Source organism: Streptomyces sp. NPDC093097 (assembly GCF_044754325.1).
Lineage (GTDB): Bacteria > Actinomycetota > Actinomycetes > Streptomycetales > Streptomycetaceae > Streptomyces.
This window is the reverse complement of the sequence record NZ_JBIVOW010000010.1, coordinates 172301-190187: the sequence shown is the minus strand read 5'-3', so window position 1 is coordinate 190187 and position 17887 is coordinate 172301. Positions and strand designations below refer to the sequence as shown.

Sequence of the window (17887 nt, the reverse complement as noted above, 5' to 3'; positions counted from 1 at the left end):
CCCCCATGCCCCTACTGCAACGCTCCGAAGCCGAAGCCCGCGCCCGCCTGCTCGACGTCCACCGCTACGAGATCGCCCTCGATCTCACCCACGGCGACGTGGAGTTCACCTCCCGCACCACCCTCCACTTCACCGCCCGCGAACCGGGCGACACCTTCGTCGAGCTCAAGCCCGCCACGCTCCACAGCGCCACCCTCGACGGCCACCCCCTGGACCCCGCGGCCCTCGACGACAACCGCCTGCCCCTCACCGGCCTGACCGCCGGCCCCCACGAACTGCGCCTGCACGCCACGATGCGCTACTCCCGCACCGGCGAGGGCATGCACCGCTTCACCGACCCCGCCGACGGCGAGAGCTACGTCTACACCCAGCTGTACCTGGACGACATCCAGCGCGTCTTCGGCGCGTTCGACCAGCCCGACCTCAAGGCCGTCTTCGAGCTGACCGTCACCGCCCCGCCCACCTGGACCGTGCTCGCCAACGGCCGCACCGAGCAGCTCCCCGACGGCACCTGGCGGGCCACCGCCACCCCCCGCATCAGCACCTACCTCGTCGCCGTCGCCGCCGGCCCCTGGCACTCCGTCCGCACCGAGCACGCCGGCCTCCCCTTCGGCCTGCACTGCCGCCGCTCCCTCGCCCCCCACCTCGACGCCGACACCGAGGAGCTCTTCGACCTCACCCGCCGCTGCTACGACCGCTACCACCAGCTCTTCGACGAGCCCTACCCCTTCGACTCCTACGACCAGGCGTTCGTCCCGGAGTTCAACGCCGGTGCGATGGAGAACCCGGGCCTGGTCACCTTCCGCGACGAGTTCGTCTTCCGCTCCGCCGTCACCGACACCGAACGCCAGACCCGCGGCATGGTCATCGCCCACGAGATGGCCCACATGTGGTTCGGCGACCTGGTCACCCTCCGCTGGTGGGACGACATCTGGCTCAACGAGTCGTTCGCCGAGTACATGGGCTACCACGTCCTCTCCGAGGCCACCCGCTTCACCGGCGCCTGGACCGAGTTCGCCATCGCCCGCAAGGGCTGGGGCTACGACGCCGACCAGCGCCCCTCCACCCACCCGGTCGCCCCGCTCCCCGACGAGGTCCCCGACACCGCCTCCGCCCTCCTCAACTACGACGGCATCTCCTACGCCAAGGGCGCCTCCGCCCTGCGCCAACTCGTCGCCTGGCTGGGGGAGAAGGACTTCCTCGCCGGCATCAACGACCACTTCGCCCGGCACCGCTTCGGCAACGCCACCCTCGCCGACTTCATCGACTCCCTGGCCCGCGCCACCGACCGCGACGTCCACGCCTGGGCCGAGCGCTGGCTGCGCACCACCGGCGTCGACACCCTCACCCCGACCGTCACCGAGGAGCCCGGCGCCTGGCACCTGGACCTCGCGCACACCGGCAGCCGCCCGCACCGCGTCACCGTCGGCGCCTACGACCCGGACCCCGGCCACCCCGACCGGCTGGCGCTGCGCGACCGCTTCGAGGTGGACATCCCGGCGGACGGCCATCCCGAACGACGCACCTTCCCCAAGGCCGCCCCCGCCCTCGTCGTCCTCAACGACGGCGACCTCACCTACGCCAAGGTCCGCTTCGACCCCACCTCCTGGCAGACCGCCGCCCGCACCCTGTCCGGCCTGCCCGACCCGCTGACCCGCGCGGTCGTCTGGAACGCCGCCCGCGACCTGGTCCGCGACGGCCAACTCCCGCCCACCGCCTACCTGGACGCGGCCCGCGACCACCTCCCCCGGGAGGCCGACCTCGCCGTCGTCCAGGGCGTCCTGACCTTCGCCCGCACCCAGATCGCCGACCGCTACCTCCCCCCGGAGGCCCGGCCCACCGCCCTGGCCACCCTCACCGCCGTCGGCCGCGAGATCCTGCGCCACACCGAAGGCCCCGGCCACGGCCCCCAGGCCGGGCTGCGGCTGACCGCCGTCCGCACCCTCATCGACAGCGCCACCACCCCCGAAACCCTCCAGGGCTGGCTCGACGACAGCAGCGTCCCCGGCGGCCCCGCCCTCGACCACGCACTGCGCTGGCGCATCCTGGGCCGCCTCGCCACCCTCGGCGCCACCACCCCGGCGGCCATCGACGCCGAACTCGCCCGCGACCAGAGCGCCACCGGCCGCGAGGGCGCCGCCCGCTGCCGCGCCGCGCTGCCCGACCCGGCCGCCAAACAGGCCGCCTGGGACGCCCTGTTCACCACCGACCCGGCGGCCGAGCTCTCCAACTACCTCTTCACCGCCACCGCCAGCGGCTTCTGGTCCGCCGAGCAGCAGGACCTGCTCCGCCCCTACGTCGCCCGCTACTTCACCGCCGCCCCCGCCCTCGCCGCCCGCCGCGGCCCCGCGCTGGCCGGCGCCGCCGGACGGCACGCCTTCCCCGCCGTCCTCGTCGAGGAGGCCACCCTCCGCCACGGCGAGGACTGCCTGGCCGGCGGCGACCCGACCCCGGCCCTGCGGCGCGCCCTCGACGACCAACTGGACGATCTGCGCCGGGCGTTGCGCGTCCGCGCGGCCGGACTGCGGTAGCCGGCCGGACCCAGCGGAGGCGACGCGGGTGCCGTCGGGCGGAGGGGCCGCCGGACGGCACCCGCGTCGTGTGCGCCGCTCGCCGCCGGCGCCCGTTCCTCGACGCGCCGACGGTGCGCAAGACCGCAGGCAACCGAACACCTGCGGGACACCTGTCCCACGAACGAGTGATCCGGGCGCAACGGGTGGATACCCGCCGGACCGGCCCAGTAACTTAGGGCGGCCTTATACCAGGCGCCCCCTCCTCCCAACTCCCCCTGAAAAAGAGCCCCTTGATGTCAGTCGCCCCTGCCGGCACCGCCCTCGCAGGCGGCACCGACGGCCCCCGCGCGCTCCGCCCCTTCCTTGACACCGTCCTCGACGCCCTCACCACCGGCGCCCAGGACCGCTGCGGCCCCCTCCCGCCCGGCGGCCCCGACGCCGTCGCCCGAGCCGTACGCGACGCCTGCCTCCCCCTCCTCCCCGAGGAGGGCGCCGGCCCGCACACCGCCCTGCGCGCCCTCGTCCACACCCTCGCCACCGGTGCCGCCGACCCCGCCGACCCGCACTGCGCCGCCCACCTGCACTGCCCCCCACTGGCCCTGGCCACCGCCGCCGACCTCGCCGCCGGCGCCCTCAACCCCTCGATGGACTCCTGGGACCAGGCCCCCGCCGCCTCCGAGCTCGAAGCCCTCACCACCCGCGCCCTCGCCGCCCTCGTCTACCCCGCGGCCACCGCACCCGACGCCCTGGTCACCACCGGCGGCACCGAGTCCAACCAACTCGCCGTCCTCCTCGCCCGCGAGGCCCCCCGCCCCGCGCACCCCGCCGACCCCCTCCGGATCGTCTGCGGCGCCAACGCCCACCACAGCATCCACCGCGCCGCCTGGCTCCTCGGCCTCCCCGAACCCCTCACCCTCCCCACCCCCGACGGCACCCTCGACCCCACCGCCGTCCACACCTGCCTCACCGAACTCACCGCAAGCGCCGGGCCCGTCCTCCTCACCGCCACCGCCGGCACCACCGACGCCGGCGCCATCGACCCCCTCCCGGCCCTCGCCGACCTCGCCGAGCAGCACGGCGCCCGCTTCCACGTCGACGCCGCCTACGGCGGCCCGCTCCTCTTCAGCGACGCCCACCGCAGCGCCCTGACCGGCCTCGACCGCGCCCACACGGTCACCCTCGACCTGCACAAACTCGGCTGGCAACCAGTCGCCGCCGGCCTCCTCGCGGTCCCCGCCCCGGCCACCCTCACCCCCCTCGCCCACCGGGCCGACTACCTCAACGCCGACGACGACACCGAAGCCGGCCTCCCCGACCTCCTCGGCCGCTCCCTGCGCACCACCCGCCGCCCCGACATCCTCAAGATCGCCGTCACCCTCAAGGCCCTCGGCCGCCAAGGCCTCGGCGACCTCGTCGACCGCACCCTCGCCGCCGCCCGGATCCTCGCCGACCTCATCGAGGACCACCCCGACTACGAACTCCACTCCCGCCCCACCCTCACCACCGTCCTCTTCCGCCCCCACGGCGCCGACGACACCACCCTCGCCGCCATCCGCCGCTCCCTCCTCGCCGAAGGCCACGCCGTCCTCGGCCGCGCCACCACCCCCACCGGCCTCTGGCTCAAAGCCACCCTCCTCAACCCCCACACCCAACCCGGAGACCTCGCCACCCTCCTCAAACTCGTGGAAGGCCACACGCCGCGATGAACACCCCACACAGTGAGCCCGGCACCGCCACCGACACCCCCGGCCCCGACGAACCCCTCGACCTCGCCGGCATCGGCATCGGCCCGTTCAACCTCTCCCTCGCCGCCCTGGCCCACCCCCTCACCGAGCTCCGCACCGCCTTCTACGACCAGCACCCCGCCTTCCACTGGCACCCCGGCCTCCTCATCGACGGCGCCACCCTCCAAGTCCCCTTCCTCGCCGACCTCGTCACCCTCGCCGACCCCGCCAGCCCCTGGACCTTCCTCAACTACCTCAAAACCCGCGAACGCCTCTTCCCCTTCTACTTCGCCGAGCGCTTCCACATCCACCGCGCCGAATACGACGCCTACTGCCGCTGGGTCAGCGAAAACCTCCCCGCCCTCCACTTCGGCCACCAGATCGACGCCGTCCGCTGGAACCACGAACGCCGCCTCTTCGAAGTCGACTTCACCCAACTCGACGCCGACGGCGAAGCCGAAGCCCTCGGCCGCACCTACGCCCGCAACCTCGTCCTCGGCATCGGCACCGCCCCCCACATCCCCATCCCGCTGCGCCCCCTCGCCGAGGCACCCACCGTCCCCGTCGTCCACGCCGCCGACTACCTCGACCACCGCGAACGCCTCCTGGCCGCCGACCACCTCACCGTCATCGGCGCCGGCCAGTCAGGCGCGGAGATCTTCCTCGACCAGCTCCGCGCCCGCCCCGCCGGCCAGGAGAACCTCCACTGGCTCGCCCGCACCCAGGCGTTCGCGCCCATGGAATACAGCAAACTCGGCCTGGAGCACTTCACCCCCGACTACACCCGCTACTTCCACGCCCTCCCCGAACGCGTCCGCGACGCGCTCCTGCCCGCCCAATGGCAGCTCTACAAGGGCATCGACCACGACACCCTCGCCGCCATCCACGACGAGCTCTACCACCGCACCCTCGACGGCGGCTGGCCAGGCGCCGTCCTCACCCCCGGCGTCGAGGTCCGCACCGCCGGCCGGGTCGGCACCACCAAGGTCGAACTCCACCTCGAACACGCCCAACAAGGCAGCCGCTCCCGCCTCACCACCGACGCCGTCGTCCTCGCCACCGGCTACCGCGAACGCCGCCTCGACACCCTCCTCGCCGCCCTCGGCCCCTACCTCCGCCGCGACGCCTCCGACCGCCCCCGCATCGACGAGCACCACCGCCTCGTCCTCGACCCCGCCGTCACCGGCGCCGTCTACGTCCAGAACGCCGAACGCCACACCCACGGCGTCGGCACCCCCGACCTCGGCCTCGCCGCCTGGCGCAGCGCCACCATCCTCAACTCCCTCACCGACCAGTCCACTTACCCCCTCCCCACCCGCACCGCCTTCACCACCTTCGGCCTCAGCCGCCCCCCGGCCCGCCGCCCCGGCGCCGTCCCCCGCCAGAACTCCACCCTCGTCCCCCGCCACTGAACGCCACCGCCCCTCCCACCCCACCCGCACCCGGACCGGGGGAGAGGGGCGGCGACACGCTCTAGAACACCGGCACCCCGTCCCGCGTCAGCTTCCACTCCACCGAAGCGAACCCCGCCGGATCGATCACCTTGCTCGCCTCCACCCACGCAATGATCAGATTCCGGATCTCCTCCGACGTCGACCACACCTGCTCCGCCGACGCCACATGCGGGAAACCGCCCCCGCCGCTCGCCCGGTAGTTGTTCACCGCCACCACGAACCGCGCCGCATCCGCCACCGGCTTCCCGTCGAACGTCAGCTTCCCGATCCGCTGACCCACCGGCTTCGCGATGTCGATCTCATACGAGACCCCGCTCACCGCGTCGTAGTTGTAATCCGGCGTACCGTCCGCATTGGTGATCCGCGCCGGATCCACCGGACCACCCGGCGCCGTCTGCACGTAATAGCGCGCCGAGAACTCCAGGTACTCCCGCAGCTGCTTCCCCGTCAGCACCCGCGCCTCCAGCGTGTTGTCGAACGGATACAGCGCCGCCATCGACCGGATCGACACCTCCCCCGCCGGCACCTTCGCCGTCCGCGAGAAACACGACGCCTGCGACAACACCGGCAACGACGCCTGCGCCGACCCGGCCAGCGCCTTGCGCACCACCTCCGCCTGCACGAACGCGATGAAGTCCAGGATCGGCGTGTCCTTCACCGGCGCCTCCTGCGCCGACATCTCCACCGTCGACTTCCCGATCACCCGGTTCACATACGCCACCACCTTGCGCTGCTCCGCCCGCAGCATCGCGGTGATCCGCCGGTCCTCCGCCACGGCGTTGGAGTTCAGCACCTTCGACGCCACCGAAGCGACCTCCCAGCGGCCCCGGCGCCACTCCACCTCCACATCGAACAACGTCAGCCGCTGCCCCCACTTCAACGGCTCCGACAACACCACCTCACGGCCCGTCGTCTTGTTCACCACCCGCCGCTCCGGGATCTCCACATGCGCGTGCCCCACCAGGATCGCGTCGATCCCCGGCACCTGCTCCGCCACCAGCGCCGCCGCGTTCTCCACATACGGCAACTGGTCCCCGTACGACGACGTGCCGCTGGCCCCCGAATGCGCCGCCACGAGCACCACATCGGCACCCATCGACCGCAACTTCGGCACCCACCGCGCCGCCTGCTCCACCAGACCCGGGAACGCCAACTTCCCCTGCACGTTCGCCTTGTCCCAGATCGCGATGCCCGGATTCGTCAGCCCCAGCACCGCCACCCGCACATCCCGCCCCCGCGGCGTCCGCAGCCGCTTGATCACATACGGCCGGAACGCCGGCCGCAGCGTCTTCGCATCCAGCGCGTTCGCCCCCAGCAGCGGAAAACGGCAGCTCTCCTCGAACTTCCGCAGCACCGGAATCCCGTAGTTGAACTCGTGGTTCCCCAGCGCCGCCGCGTCATAGCCGATCGCGTTCATCGCCCGCGCCATCGGATGCACCGGGCCGTGCGGACCCGTGATCGGCTCCACCTTCGCGTAGTAGTACGCCAACTGCGTGCCCTGGATGGTGTCACCGGCGTCGATCAGCAGGGTGTTCTCCCGCCCCCGCTCGCGCCGCACCTCGTCCACCAGCGTGGAGATCTTCGCCAGCCCCACGTCGTTGTGGTCCGGATCGTCGAACTCCGCATCGGTGGCGTAGTCCCAGTTGAAGACGTTCCCGTGCAGATCCGTCGTCCCCATGACCGTGAACGCGTACCGGTCCCGCCCCCGGCCGGCACCGTCCCTCCCGGCCGGCGCGGCGGACGCGGCGGGCGCACCCGCCCCCGCGAGCGCCACCCCCGCCCCCGCCACCACGGAACCACCCAGGAACTTCCTCCGGTCGAACCCCATCCCAACTCCCAGAAAAGACACGGCGCATGCCCATGCAGCGCACCACGGTCCCGGGCCTCGGACCCGGGCAACGCGCGTAGATTCTGGCGCAGCCACCCACCGCGCAACACCCCCCGCAGGTTGCGATCCGATGACCAACCCCTGCCCCGCCCCCTGTGCCACCCTGCAACCCCGGACCCCGGACCCCGGACCCCGGACCCCGGACCCCGGACCCACCACCACGGAAGGACCCCACCACCATGACCGACCACCCCGCACCCCCCACCACCCCCGCCCTGCCCTACGGCACCCCCGACGCCCCCCGCCTCGCCGTCCGCGGCGAAGCCCGCCTCGACGTCGACCCCGAAATCGCCCGCATCACCGTCACCGTCAGCGCCCGCGGCACCGACCGCCAAACCGCCCTCACCGACCTCACCCACCGCAACGACCTCGCCCTCACCCTCCTCAAGAGCTACGGCGACGCCGTCGAGAACCTGGAGACCAGCAGCTTCACCCTCACCCCCCAACTCACGGACAAGGGACGCCACGAACGCATCCGCGCCTACCACGGACGCGTCACCCTCACCGCCACCCTCAACGACTTCACTGCCCTCGGCGAACTCACCACCCGCCTCGCCGACCTCGAACTCACCCGCGTCGACGGCCCCTGGTGGGCCCTGCGCCCCGACTCACCCGCCCACCGCACCGCCCGCACCCAGGCCGTCCGCGAAGCCGTCCAACGCGCCCGCGAATACGCCGAAGCCCTCGGCGCCCGCCTCGACGCCCTCCTCGAAATCGCCGACCTCGGCGCCGACGACCGGCCCCAGCAGCAGAGCTACGCCCTGGCCGCCCGCAGCGCCCCCGCCGAACCCGTCGCGGCCCTCGACCTCGAACCCCGCCGGCAGACCGTCCACGCCGCCGTCAACGCCCGCTTCACCATGACCCGCCCCGCACTCTGAAGGCCCCCCGCGCACACCCGCCCGACCGCTCATCGGAGCGGCGTCGCGCCCATTCCAATACTTGTCAACAGCCTTTCACCAAGCGGTCGTTGGCCAGTCATGTCGCCACAGGTCCCTACCGTCGGGTAGGTCATAGGGTCGCACCATGCGCCGAGCAAAAATCGTCTGCACACTGGGACCCGCCACCGACTCGTACGAGCAGATCAAGGCACTCGTCGACGCCGGAATGGACATCGCCCGCTTCAACCTCAGCCACGGCACCTACGCCGACCACGAAGCGCGCTTCGACCGGGTCCGCAAAGCATCCGAGGAGTCCCACCGCAGCGTCGGTATCCTCGCCGACCTTCAAGGCCCGAAGATCCGCATGGGCCGCTTCCGCGAAGGCCCCGTACTTCTCGAACGCGACGACACCTTCACCATCACCGTCGAGGACGGCATCGAGGGCGACCGCCAGACCTGCGGCACCACCTACGCCGGCCTCGCCGCCGACGTCACCCCCGGCGAACGCATCCTCGTCGACGACGGCAAGGTCACCCTCGAAGTCACCGCCGTCGACGGCCCCCGCGTCCACACCACCGTCATCGAAGGCGGCATGGTCTCCGACCACAAGGGCCTCAACCTCCCCGGCGTCGCCGTCTCCGTCCCCGCCCTCTCCGAGAAGGACCAGGACGACCTCCGCTGGGCCCTGCGCTACGGAGCCGACGTCATCGCCCTCTCCTTCGTCCGCAGCGGCCGCGACATCCACGACGTCCACCGCATCATGCGCGAGGAGAACCGCTTCCTGCCCGTCATCGCCAAGGTCGAAAAGCCCCAGGCCGTCGACAACATCGACGACATCGTCGCCGCCTTCGACGGCATCATGGTCGCCCGCGGCGACCTCGGCGTCGAAATGCCCCTGGAAACCGTCCCGATCGTCCAGAAGCGCGCGGTCAAACTCGCCAAGCGCAACGCCAAGCCGGTCATCGTCGCCACCCAGATGCTCGACTCGATGATCGACAACTCCCGCCCCACCAGGGCCGAGGCCAGCGACGTCGCCAACGCCGTCATCGACGGCACCGACGCCGTGATGCTCTCCGGCGAGACCAGCGTCGGAAAGTTCCCCACCGAGACCGTCCGCACCATGAGCCGCATCGTCGAGGCCGCCGAGGAGGACATCCTCGCCAAGGGGCTCCCGCCGCTGACCGAACGCAGCAAGCCCCGCACCCAGGGCGGCGCCGTCGCCCGAGCCGCCGCCGAAATGGGCGACTTCCTCGGCGCCAAGTTCCTCGTCGCCTTCACCCAGTCCGGCGACACCGTCCGCCGCCTCTCCCGCTACCGCTCGCCCATCCCCCTCCTCGCCTTCACCCCCGACCCCGCCACCCGCTCCCAACTCAACCTCACCTGGGGCGTGGAGACCTTCCTCGGCCCCACCGTCAACTCCACCGACGAGATGGTCGCCCAGGTCGACGAGCAACTCCTCAAGATCGGCCGCTGCCGCAAGGGCGACCTCGTCATCATCACCGCCGGCTCCCCGCCCGGAGTCCCCGGCTCCACCAACCTCGTCCGCGTCCACCGCATCGGCGAGGCCGACCTGCTCCAGGCGCCCTGACCGGCCGCCCCACCCCGCACCACGAAGAACTGGGCCGAGGTACCTGACTGCCGTCCCCGTCAGGACTTCGGCCCGATGTGTTGGTCCATGAGCGCCACGGAGGCGCGCTTGGCGACGGAGATGTTCTCGGCCTTACGGGATTGCCGCGAGGGCTTCCATTCGACGCCGACCTTGTCGAGGGCGTCGGTGTAGAGCCGCAGGATGTCGGAGGACAAGTTCGTGAAGAAGTACCGCGGGTATTCGTAGCGCTTACGCTCCCCGCCGACCGTTCGCGTCGTCCAGTTGATGATCCGGCAGCCGTCGGAATGGACGAGCCCGCGGAGGAACTCCCAGCGATGGTCGTCCACGATCGCCTGCTGCCACGCTTCGAGAACGATCGTCCGCTCGTGCTTCCTGCCGGGACCGTGCTGGGGGAAGAGGCACGGCCAGTGCCGGCTGGAGCTGGTCACCATGACGCAACCCTGCTTCTGCACCACGCACACGCTGTTCATCGGGCGCACCGTCCGCATCGCCTCCCGGCACGCCGTGATCAGTCCGGGCCAGGCGTCCGCGCACGCGATGCGCAGCGCGTATCCGCCCCTGGGCTGACGGCTGATGCAGCCGTCACCGAGGTAGAGGCCGAGCAGGTAGGCGTAGGAACCGGTCGCGTCGGGCAGGCGCGGTTCCTGTTCGCAGCGCGGGCATTCCGCCTTGCGCGAGAGCGGCTCGATCCGGGTCGTCCACGCCCGGATCGCATGGCGCGATATTCCGGTCTGCTTGCTGACGGAGTTGAGACTGCGGCCTTGGGCGACGAGGGCGAGGGCTCGTTCGCGGGTTGCGCGGTCGTACATAGAGGCGAGCCTGACGCGAGGTGCGCTCTGTCACGGTGAATCGAAGAAGCGTTCACCGAGATGAGTGAAGATCGCCAATCCGGCGCTGTACCTTAGAAACTAAGGTGAAGTGCCCTGGGTGGGATTCGAACCCACGCTGTCGGTGGTTTGAGCACCGTGCCTCTACCGCTGGGCTACCAGGGCTTACCTTGGAAACCAAGGTACCCGGAAACCCTCTGTGCATCAAACATACAGGAGATAGGTAGGCTCGTGGGGCACCACCTGCCTGGAACGAGGAGTCCCCTTGAGCGCCGCCGAGCCCCAGCAGCCCGTTGCCGATGGCGACCAGTCACACGTCCCGCCGCTCACCACGCGCGTCGTGATCGCCGAGGACGAGGCGCTGATCCGCCTCGACCTCAAGGAGATGCTGGAGGAAGAGGGATACACCGTCGTCGGTGAGGCTGGAGACGGCCAGCGGGCCGTGGAACTGGCCCGCGAGCACCGTCCCGATCTGGTGATCCTGGACGTGAAGATGCCGGTCCTGGACGGTATCTCGGCGGCCGAGAAGATCGCCGAGGAGAGCATCGCGCCGGTCCTGATGCTGACCGCTTTCTCGCAGCGCGAGCTGGTGGAGCGGGCCAGGGACGCGGGTGCGATGGCGTACCTGGTCAAGCCGTTCAGCAAGAGCGACGTGGTGCCGGCGATCGAGATGGCGGTGAGCCGGTTCACCGAGCTGCGGACGCTGGAGAAGGAGGTCGCCGACCTCACTCAGCGGCTGGAGACGCGGAAGCTGGTGGACCGGGCGAAGAGCGTGCTGCAGACCGAGTACGGGCTGACCGAGCCGGCCGCCTTCCGGTGGATCCAGAAGACGTCGATGGACCGTCGGCTGTCGATGCATCAGGTGGCCGAGGCGGTCATCGAGGACGCGTCGGAGCGTCAGCAGAAGCGGGAGCAGGAGAAGGGCCAGTAGGGCCCGGTCTTCGGTTCGTTGCGCGCCGGTGGTGCCCGTGGGGGCGCCACCGGCGTTCTGCTGCCCGGACAGCGGACAGCGGACAGCGGACAGCGGACGACGGACGGCCCCGCTTCCGGTGTTCGGGAGCGGGGCCGTCGTGGCGGGCGCCGGGGCGCCGGCCAGGTGGCCGGCGTGCGGCGTCAGGCCCGGTATATCGCGGGGTCGGCGTCGCGTAGCAGGCAGGTCAGGCGGGCGGTGCAGATCCGCTTGTCCTGTTCGTCGGTGATGGCGATCTCGTAGGTGGTGGTGGAGCGGCCGCGGTGTACGGGGGTGGCGACGCCGGTGACCAGTCCGGAGCGGGCGCCGCGGTGGTGGGTGCAGTTGAGGTCGACGCCGACGGCGACCTTGGTGGGGCCGCCGTGGAGCATGGCGCCGACGGAGCCGAGGGTTTCGGCCAGGACGGCGGAGGCGCCGCCGTGCAGGAGCCCGTAGGGCTGGGTGTTGCCTTCGACGGGCATGGTGCCGACGACGCGTTCGGGGTCGGCGTGGGTGACCTGGACGCTCATCCGCTCGCCGAGGTGTCCGGCGGAGAACAGGGCGGGCAGGTCGACTCCGATGCCGGACCACTGGTCGAGGATCTCCTGCGGGAACGTGGTCGTGCGCTGCTCACCCATGGACTCTCCGTTTCGCTCGCCCTTGATCGCGGCCATGATCATGGCCGATCTGCGCCTGTTCCTATCAGGCCGCGGGGCGGGCGCCCGCCGCGGGGTGGCCGTTGCGGGCCGGCGGGCGCCCTGTGCGCGGGCCGGTCAGCCTTCCCGGGTGGCTTCCAGACGGACGACGACGGACTTGGAGGCGGGGGTGTTGCTGGTGTCGGCGGTGTGGTCGAGGGGGACCAGGACGTTGGTCTCGGGGTAGTAGGCGGCGGCGCAGCCGCGGGCGGTGGGGTAGTGGACCACGCGGAAGCCGGGGGCGCGGCGCTCGCTGCCGTCGGTCCATTCGCTGACGAGGTCGGCGTAGGTGCCGTCGGGGAAGCCGAGTTGGGTGGCGTCGTCGGGGTGGACGAGGACGACGCGGCGGCCGTTCTTGATGCCGCGGTAGCGGTCGTCGAGGCCGTAGATGGTGGTGTTGTACTGGTCGTGGGAGCGGAGGGTCTGGAGGAGGAGTCGTCCTTCGGGGGCGGTGGGGTATTCCAGGGGGGCGGCGGTGAAGTTGGCTTTCCCGGTGGTGGTGGGGAAGCTGCGGCTGTCCCTGGGGGCGTGGGGGAGGGTGAAGCCTCCGGGGTGGGCGACCTTGGTGTTGAAGTCCTCGAAGCCGGGGATGACGCGGGCGATGCGGTCGCGGATGGTGGCGTAGTCCTGCTCGAACTGCTCCCAGGGGGTGGTGCTGTGGGTGCCGAGGGCGCGGCGGGCGAGGCGGGCGACGATGGCGGGTTCGGAGAGCAGGTGGGGGCCGGCGGGTTCGAGGCGGCCGCGGGAGGCGTGGACCATGCCCATGGAGTCCTCGACGGTGACGAACTGGTCGCCGCTGGTCTGGTGGTCGCGTTCGGTGCGGCCGAGGGTGGGGAGGATCAGGGCGCGGGCGCCGGTGACCGCGTGGGAGCGGTTGAGTTTGGTGGAGACGTGGACGGTGAGGCGGGCGCGGCGGACGGCGGCTTCGGTGACGTCGGTGTCGGGGGTGGCGGAGACGAAGTTGCCGCCCATGGCGATGAAGACCTTGGCGTGGCCGTCGCGTAGGGCGCGGATGGCGCGGACGACGTCGTAGCCGTGTGCGCGGGGCGGGGCGAAGCCGAATTCCTTTTCCAGGGCGTCGAGGAAGGCGGGTGCGGGGCGTTCGAAGATGCCCATGGTGCGGTCGCCTTGGACGTTGCTGTGGCCGCGTACGGGGCAGACGCCGGCTCCGGGGCGGCCGATGTTGCCGCGGAGCAGGAGGAGGTTGACGACTTCCTGGATGGTGGGGACGGAGTGCTTGTGCTGGGTCAGGCCCATGGCCCAGCAGACGATGGTGCGCTCGGAGGCGAGCACCATGGCGAGGGCGCGTTCGATGTCCTCAGGGTCCAGGCCGGTGGCGCGCAGGGTTTCGGTGTCGTCGCCGGTGGCGCGCAGGAGGGTGGCGAACTCTTCGAAGCCGTGGGTGTGTTGGCTGATGAAGTCCTCGTCGAGGGCTCCTTCGGTGGCCAGGATGCGGCGGTTGAGGGCGCGGAAGAGGGCTTGGTCGCCGCCGAGGCGTACTTGGAGGAAGAGGTCGGTGAGGGCGGTGCCGCCGCCGGCCAGTCCGCGGGGGGTCTGGGGGTTCTTGAAGCGTTCCAGGCCGGCTTCGGGGAGCGGGTTGATCGAGATGATCTTGGTGCCGCCGGCCTTGGCCTTCTCCAGGGCGGTGAGCATGCGGGGGTGGTTGGTGCCGGGGTTCTGCCCGGCGACGATGATCAGGTCGGCTTTGTAGAGGTCTTCCAGGAGGACGCTGCCCTTGCCGACGCCGAGGGTCGCGGTGAGTGCGGAGCCGGAGGACTCGTGGCACATGTTGGAGCAGTCGGGGAGGTTGTTGGTGCCGAACTCGCGGGCGAAGAGCTGGTAGAGGAAGGCGGCTTCGTTGCTGGTGCGGCCGGAGGTGTAGAAGACGGCTTCGTCGGGGGAGTCGAGGGCGGTGAGCTCCTCGGCGATGAGGTCGAAGGCGCGGTCCCAGGTGATCGGTTCGTAGTGGTCGGCGCCTTCGGGGAGGTACATGGGGTGGGTGAGGCGGCCTTGCTGGCCGAGCCAGTAGCCGCTGCGGGTGGCGAGGTCCGCGACGGTGTGGGTGGTGAAGAAGTCGGGGGCGACGCGGCGGAGGGTGGCTTCTTCGGCGACGGCCTTGGCGCCGTTCTCGCAGAATTCGGCGGTGTGCCGTTTGTCGCCTTCGGGCCAGGCGCAGCCGGGGCAGTCGAAGCCGTTCTTCTGGTTGACGCGGAGGAGGGTGAGGGCGGTGCGGCGGACGCCCATCTGCTGCTGGGAGATCTTCAGCGCGTTGGTGATGGCCGGGATGCCGACGGCGGAGTGTTCGGGCGCGCTGACCTCGGGCGCGTCCTGGACGGGATCCGAAGCGGGCGGCTTGCCTGCCATGGCGCTCTCCCTGGGGTTCGTGTGCCGGTAGGGATCGCCGGGGCGCGGCCGATCGGTGCCGTGCACATGTGAGTGGTGCGGTGCCGATCCTGTCATGGACGGGAGGGGTGGGTAAGGGCGGCGCGGGCCGGTGGGGTGGCGGTGGTCGGGGTCGGGGGTCTTCTGCCGCGGCGGGGATTGTCGGTGGTCCGTGGCAGGATCGAGGGCGTGGCAGGAAAGGCAGTGAAGATGAGCGAAGCGACCGGCACCGAGGCGGCGGGCGGCCGTCCGCGCCTGCTGTTGATGGACGGGCATTCCATGGCGTACCGGGCGTTCTTCGCCCTGCCCGTGGAGAATTTCACGACGGCGACCGGGCAACCGACCAATGCGATCTACGGGTTCGCGTCGATGCTCGCGAACACCCTGCGTGACGAGGCGCCCACGCACTTCGCGGTGGCGTTCGACGTCTCCCGCAAGACGTGGCGCTCGGAGGAGTTCCCGGAGTACAAGGCGAACCGCTCCAAGACGCCCGACGAGTTCAAGGGCCAGGTCGAGCTGATCGGCGAGCTGCTGGACGCGATGCACGTCAAGCGTTTCGCGGTGGAGGGCTTCGAGGCCGACGACGTGATCGCCACGCTCGCCACCCAGGCCACGGCGCTGGGCTTCGAGGTGTCGATCGTCACCGGTGACCGCGATTCCTTCCAGCTGGTCTCGGAGGACGTCACGGTTCTGTACCCGACCAAGGGCGTCTCGGAGCTGACGCGCTTCACGCCCGAGAAGGTCGCCGAGAAGTACGGCCTGACCCCTGCCCAGTACCCGGACTTCGCGGCCCTGCGCGGCGACCCGTCGGACAACCTCCCCGGTATCCCGGGCGTCGGTGAGAAGACGGCGACGAAGTGGATCAACCAGTTCGGTTCGTTCGCCGAGTTGGTGGAGCGTGTCGAGGAGGTCAAGGGCAAGGCGGGGCAGAATCTCCGCGATCACCTGGAGTCGGTGAAGCTGAACCGCCGGCTGACCGAGATGGTCCGCGACGTCGAGCTGTCCTGCGGCCCGGCGGAGCTGACGCGGGAGGCGTACGACCGCGAGGCCCTGAAGGTGTTCCTGAACGCCCTGGAGATCCGCAACCAGGGCCTGCGGGACCGTCTCCTGGCGGTGGACCCGGGCGCCGACGAGGGCGCGGAGGCCGCCGAGCCGGCCGCCGGCGTCGAGGTGGACGGCACGGTCCTGGGCACCGGTGAGCTCGCCGGGTGGCTGGCCGAGCACGGTGCCGGTCCGCTGGGCGTGGCCACCGTCGACGCGTGGTCGCTGGGCAGCGGCAGTGTCGCGGAGGTGGCGCTGGCCACCGGGCACGGGCCGGCGGCGTGGTTCGACCCGGCGCAGCTGGACGAGGCCGACGAGCGCGCCTTCGCCGCCTGGAGCGCGGATGCGGCGCGGCCGAAGGTGATGCACAACGCCAAGGGCCTGATGCGGGTCTTCGGTGAGCACGGCTGGCGCATCGACGGTGTCGCCATGGACACCGCGCTGGCCGCGTATCTGGTCAAGCCCGGTCGCCGTTCCTTCGCGCTGGACGCCCTCTCGATCGAGTACCTGGGCCGTGATCTGGCGCCGGCCGCTGCCGGGGACGGTCAGCTGGCGTTCGGTGCGGACGAGGAGGCCGAGGCGGAGGCGCTGATGGCGCAGGCCCGCACGGTCCTGGACCTGGGGACGGCCTTCGCCACGAAGCTGGCCGAGGTCGGTGCGGCCGATCTGCTGCGCGAGGTGGAGCTGCCGACCAGTGAGCTGCTGGCCCGGATGGAGCGGGCCGGGATCGCCGCCGACCGCGGGTGGCTGGAGCGCATGGAGCAGCAGTTCGCCGGTGCGGTGCAGCAGGCGGTCAAGGAGGCGCATGCCGCGGCCGGCCATGAGTTCAATCTCGGCTCGCCCAAGCAGCTCCAGGAGGTGCTGTTCGGGGAGCTGGGGCTGCCGAAGACCAAGAAGACCAAGACCGGCTACACCACCGATGCCGATGCGCTGGCCTGGCTGGCCACGCAGACCGACAACGAACTCCCGGTGATCATGCTTCGCCACCGGGAGCAGGCCAAGCTGCGGGTCACGGTCGAGGGCCTGATCAAGACCATCGCGGCGGACGGCCGGATCCACACCACCTTCAACCAGACCGTCGCGGCCACCGGCCGGCTGTCCTCCACCGACCCCAACCTCCAGAACATCCCGGTGCGGACGGACGAGGGCCGGGCGATCCGCCGCGGTTTCGTGGTCGGTGAGGGCTTCGAGTCGCTGCTGACCGCGGACTACAGCCAGATCGAGCTGCGGGTGATGGCCCATCTCTCCGAGGACGAGGGCCTGATCGAGGCGTTCACCTCCGGTGAGGACCTGCACACCACGGTGGCCTCGCAGGTCTTCTCGGTGGCCAAGGGCGAGGTCGATCCGGAGATGCGCCGCAAGATCAAGGCGATGTCGTACGGCCTGGCCTACGGGCTGTCCGCGTTCGGTCTCTCCCAGCAGCTGGGCATCCAGCCCGATGAGGCCCGCAAGCTGATGGACACCTACTTCGAGCGGTTCGGCGGGGTGCGGGACTACCTCCAGCGGGTCGTCGAGGAGGCCCGGGCCACCGGGTACACCGAGACGATCCTGGGCCGTCGCCGCTATCTGCCGGACCTCAACAGCGACAACCGCCAGCGTCGCGAGATGGCCGAGCGGATGGCGCTGAACGCCCCGATCCAGGGCACCGCCGCCGACATCGTCAAGATCGCGATGCTGCGGGTGGACGTCGCGATGAGGGCGGCGGGGCTGTCCTCCCGGATGCTGCTCCAGGTCCACGACGAAATCGTGGTCGAGGTGGCCCCGGGGGAGCGCGCCCAGATCGAGGAGCTGCTCCGCAGGGAGATGGCCGCGGCCGTCGAGCTCCGGGCCCCGCTGGACGTGTCGGTCGGCTCCGGTGCGGACTGGGAGTCGGCGGCGCACTGATCGCCGCCCCGGGGTGGGTGCGGTGCCGGCACCGCACCCACCC

Annotated in this window: 11 protein-coding genes and 1 tRNA gene; 7 read left to right on the top strand and 5 right to left on the bottom strand. The window is 71.2% G+C overall.

What is annotated here, in order from left to right; translation table 11 throughout:
• Window positions 1-5 precede the first annotated feature (5 nt).
• The 3 genes from pepN (at window position 6) to ACIQE0_RS19335 (ending at window position 5649) form a co-directional block, all read left to right on the top strand.
• Window positions 6-2531: an aminopeptidase N gene (pepN, locus tag ACIQE0_RS19345; protein ID WP_402333601.1), complete on the top strand. Its 2526-nt coding sequence runs from the start codon at window positions 6-8 to the stop codon at window positions 2529-2531.
• A gap of 275 nt (window positions 2532-2806) precedes the next feature.
• A complete protein-coding gene (locus ACIQE0_RS19340) occupies window positions 2807-4219 on the top strand; it encodes a pyridoxal phosphate-dependent decarboxylase family protein (RefSeq protein ID WP_402333598.1) in 1413 nt (470 codons plus the stop codon).
• Window positions 4216-5649, top strand: coding sequence for a lysine N(6)-hydroxylase/L-ornithine N(5)-oxygenase family protein (locus ACIQE0_RS19335; RefSeq protein ID WP_402333595.1), 1434 nt, complete (start codon window positions 4216-4218; stop codon window positions 5647-5649). The genes ACIQE0_RS19340 and ACIQE0_RS19335 overlap by 4 nt, the downstream gene beginning before the upstream one ends.
• Window positions 5650-5710: 61 nt before the next feature.
• Here ACIQE0_RS19335 and ACIQE0_RS19330 read toward each other — a convergent pair whose 3' ends face one another.
• Window positions 5711-7519, bottom strand: coding sequence for a bifunctional metallophosphatase/5'-nucleotidase (locus ACIQE0_RS19330; protein WP_402333593.1), 1809 nt, complete (start codon window positions 7517-7519; stop codon window positions 5711-5713).
• A 239-nt stretch (window positions 7520-7758) separates the two neighbouring features.
• On the opposite strand from ACIQE0_RS19330, the gene ACIQE0_RS19325 reads away from it, so the two are divergent.
• Together ACIQE0_RS19325 and pyk are read left to right on the top strand one after the other, a co-directional pair.
• Entirely contained in the window at window positions 7759-8457 is a 699-nt protein-coding gene (locus ACIQE0_RS19325; RefSeq protein ID WP_402333590.1) for an SIMPL domain-containing protein, read from the top strand.
• A 145-nt stretch (window positions 8458-8602) separates the two neighbouring features.
• Window positions 8603-10045: a pyruvate kinase gene (gene pyk / locus ACIQE0_RS19320; RefSeq protein WP_402333588.1), complete on the top strand. Its 1443-nt coding sequence runs from the start codon at window positions 8603-8605 to the stop codon at window positions 10043-10045.
• Between the two features lie 59 nt (window positions 10046-10104).
• Here pyk and ACIQE0_RS19315 read toward each other — a convergent pair whose 3' ends face one another.
• Together ACIQE0_RS19315 and ACIQE0_RS19310 are read right to left on the bottom strand one after the other, a co-directional pair.
• Window positions 10105-10875, bottom strand: coding sequence for a transcriptional regulator (locus ACIQE0_RS19315; protein ID WP_402333585.1), 771 nt, complete (start codon window positions 10873-10875; stop codon window positions 10105-10107).
• A gap of 110 nt (window positions 10876-10985) precedes the next feature.
• Window positions 10986-11058: transfer RNA gene (locus ACIQE0_RS19310), tRNA-Leu, on the bottom strand.
• A 100-nt stretch (window positions 11059-11158) separates the two neighbouring features.
• On the opposite strand from ACIQE0_RS19310, the gene ACIQE0_RS19305 reads away from it, so the two are divergent.
• A complete protein-coding gene (locus ACIQE0_RS19305) occupies window positions 11159-11824 on the top strand; it encodes a response regulator (protein WP_366331814.1) in 666 nt (221 codons plus the stop codon).
• A 182-nt stretch (window positions 11825-12006) separates the two neighbouring features.
• Here ACIQE0_RS19305 and ACIQE0_RS19300 read toward each other — a convergent pair whose 3' ends face one another.
• A complete protein-coding gene (locus ACIQE0_RS19300; RefSeq protein WP_402333581.1) occupies window positions 12007-12480 on the bottom strand; it encodes a PaaI family thioesterase in 474 nt (157 codons plus the stop codon).
• A 135-nt stretch (window positions 12481-12615) separates the two neighbouring features.
• A complete protein-coding gene (locus ACIQE0_RS19295; protein WP_402333579.1) occupies window positions 12616-14901 on the bottom strand; it encodes an FdhF/YdeP family oxidoreductase in 2286 nt (761 codons plus the stop codon).
• Window positions 14902-15129: 228 nt separating this feature from the next.
• Between ACIQE0_RS19295 and polA the strand changes: the two genes are divergently transcribed.
• Entirely contained in the window at window positions 15130-17844 is a 2715-nt protein-coding gene (gene polA, locus ACIQE0_RS19290; RefSeq protein WP_366331817.1) for a DNA polymerase I, read from the top strand.
• Window positions 17845-17887 lie beyond the last annotated feature (43 nt).

What these genes read in the sequence shown, in the direction of transcription:
- ACIQE0_RS19340 (WP_402333598.1), top strand. Translation starts at nt 2,807, where the DNA reads ATGTCAGTCGCCCCTGCCGGCACCGCCCTCGCAGGCGGCACCGACGGC.
- ACIQE0_RS19325 (WP_402333590.1), top strand. Translation starts at nt 7,759, where the DNA reads ATGACCGACCACCCCGCACCCCCCACCACCCCCGCCCTGCCCTACGGC.
- ACIQE0_RS19330 (WP_402333593.1), bottom strand. Translation starts at nt 7,519, where the DNA reads ATGGGGTTCGACCGGAGGAAGTTCCTGGGTGGTTCCGTGGTGGCGGGG.
- polA (WP_366331817.1), top strand. Translation starts at nt 15,130, where the DNA reads ATGAGCGAAGCGACCGGCACCGAGGCGGCGGGCGGCCGTCCGCGCCTG.
- ACIQE0_RS19300 (WP_402333581.1), bottom strand. Translation starts at nt 12,480, where the DNA reads ATGGGTGAGCAGCGCACGACCACGTTCCCGCAGGAGATCCTCGACCAG.
- ACIQE0_RS19335 (WP_402333595.1), top strand. Translation starts at nt 4,216, where the DNA reads ATGAACACCCCACACAGTGAGCCCGGCACCGCCACCGACACCCCCGGC.
- ACIQE0_RS19295 (WP_402333579.1), bottom strand. Translation starts at nt 14,901, where the DNA reads ATGGCAGGCAAGCCGCCCGCTTCGGATCCCGTCCAGGACGCGCCCGAG.
- pyk (WP_402333588.1), top strand. Translation starts at nt 8,603, where the DNA reads ATGCGCCGAGCAAAAATCGTCTGCACACTGGGACCCGCCACCGACTCG.
- ACIQE0_RS19315 (WP_402333585.1), bottom strand. Translation starts at nt 10,875, where the DNA reads ATGTACGACCGCGCAACCCGCGAACGAGCCCTCGCCCTCGTCGCCCAA.
- pepN (WP_402333601.1), top strand. Translation starts at nt 6, where the DNA reads ATGCCCCTACTGCAACGCTCCGAAGCCGAAGCCCGCGCCCGCCTGCTC.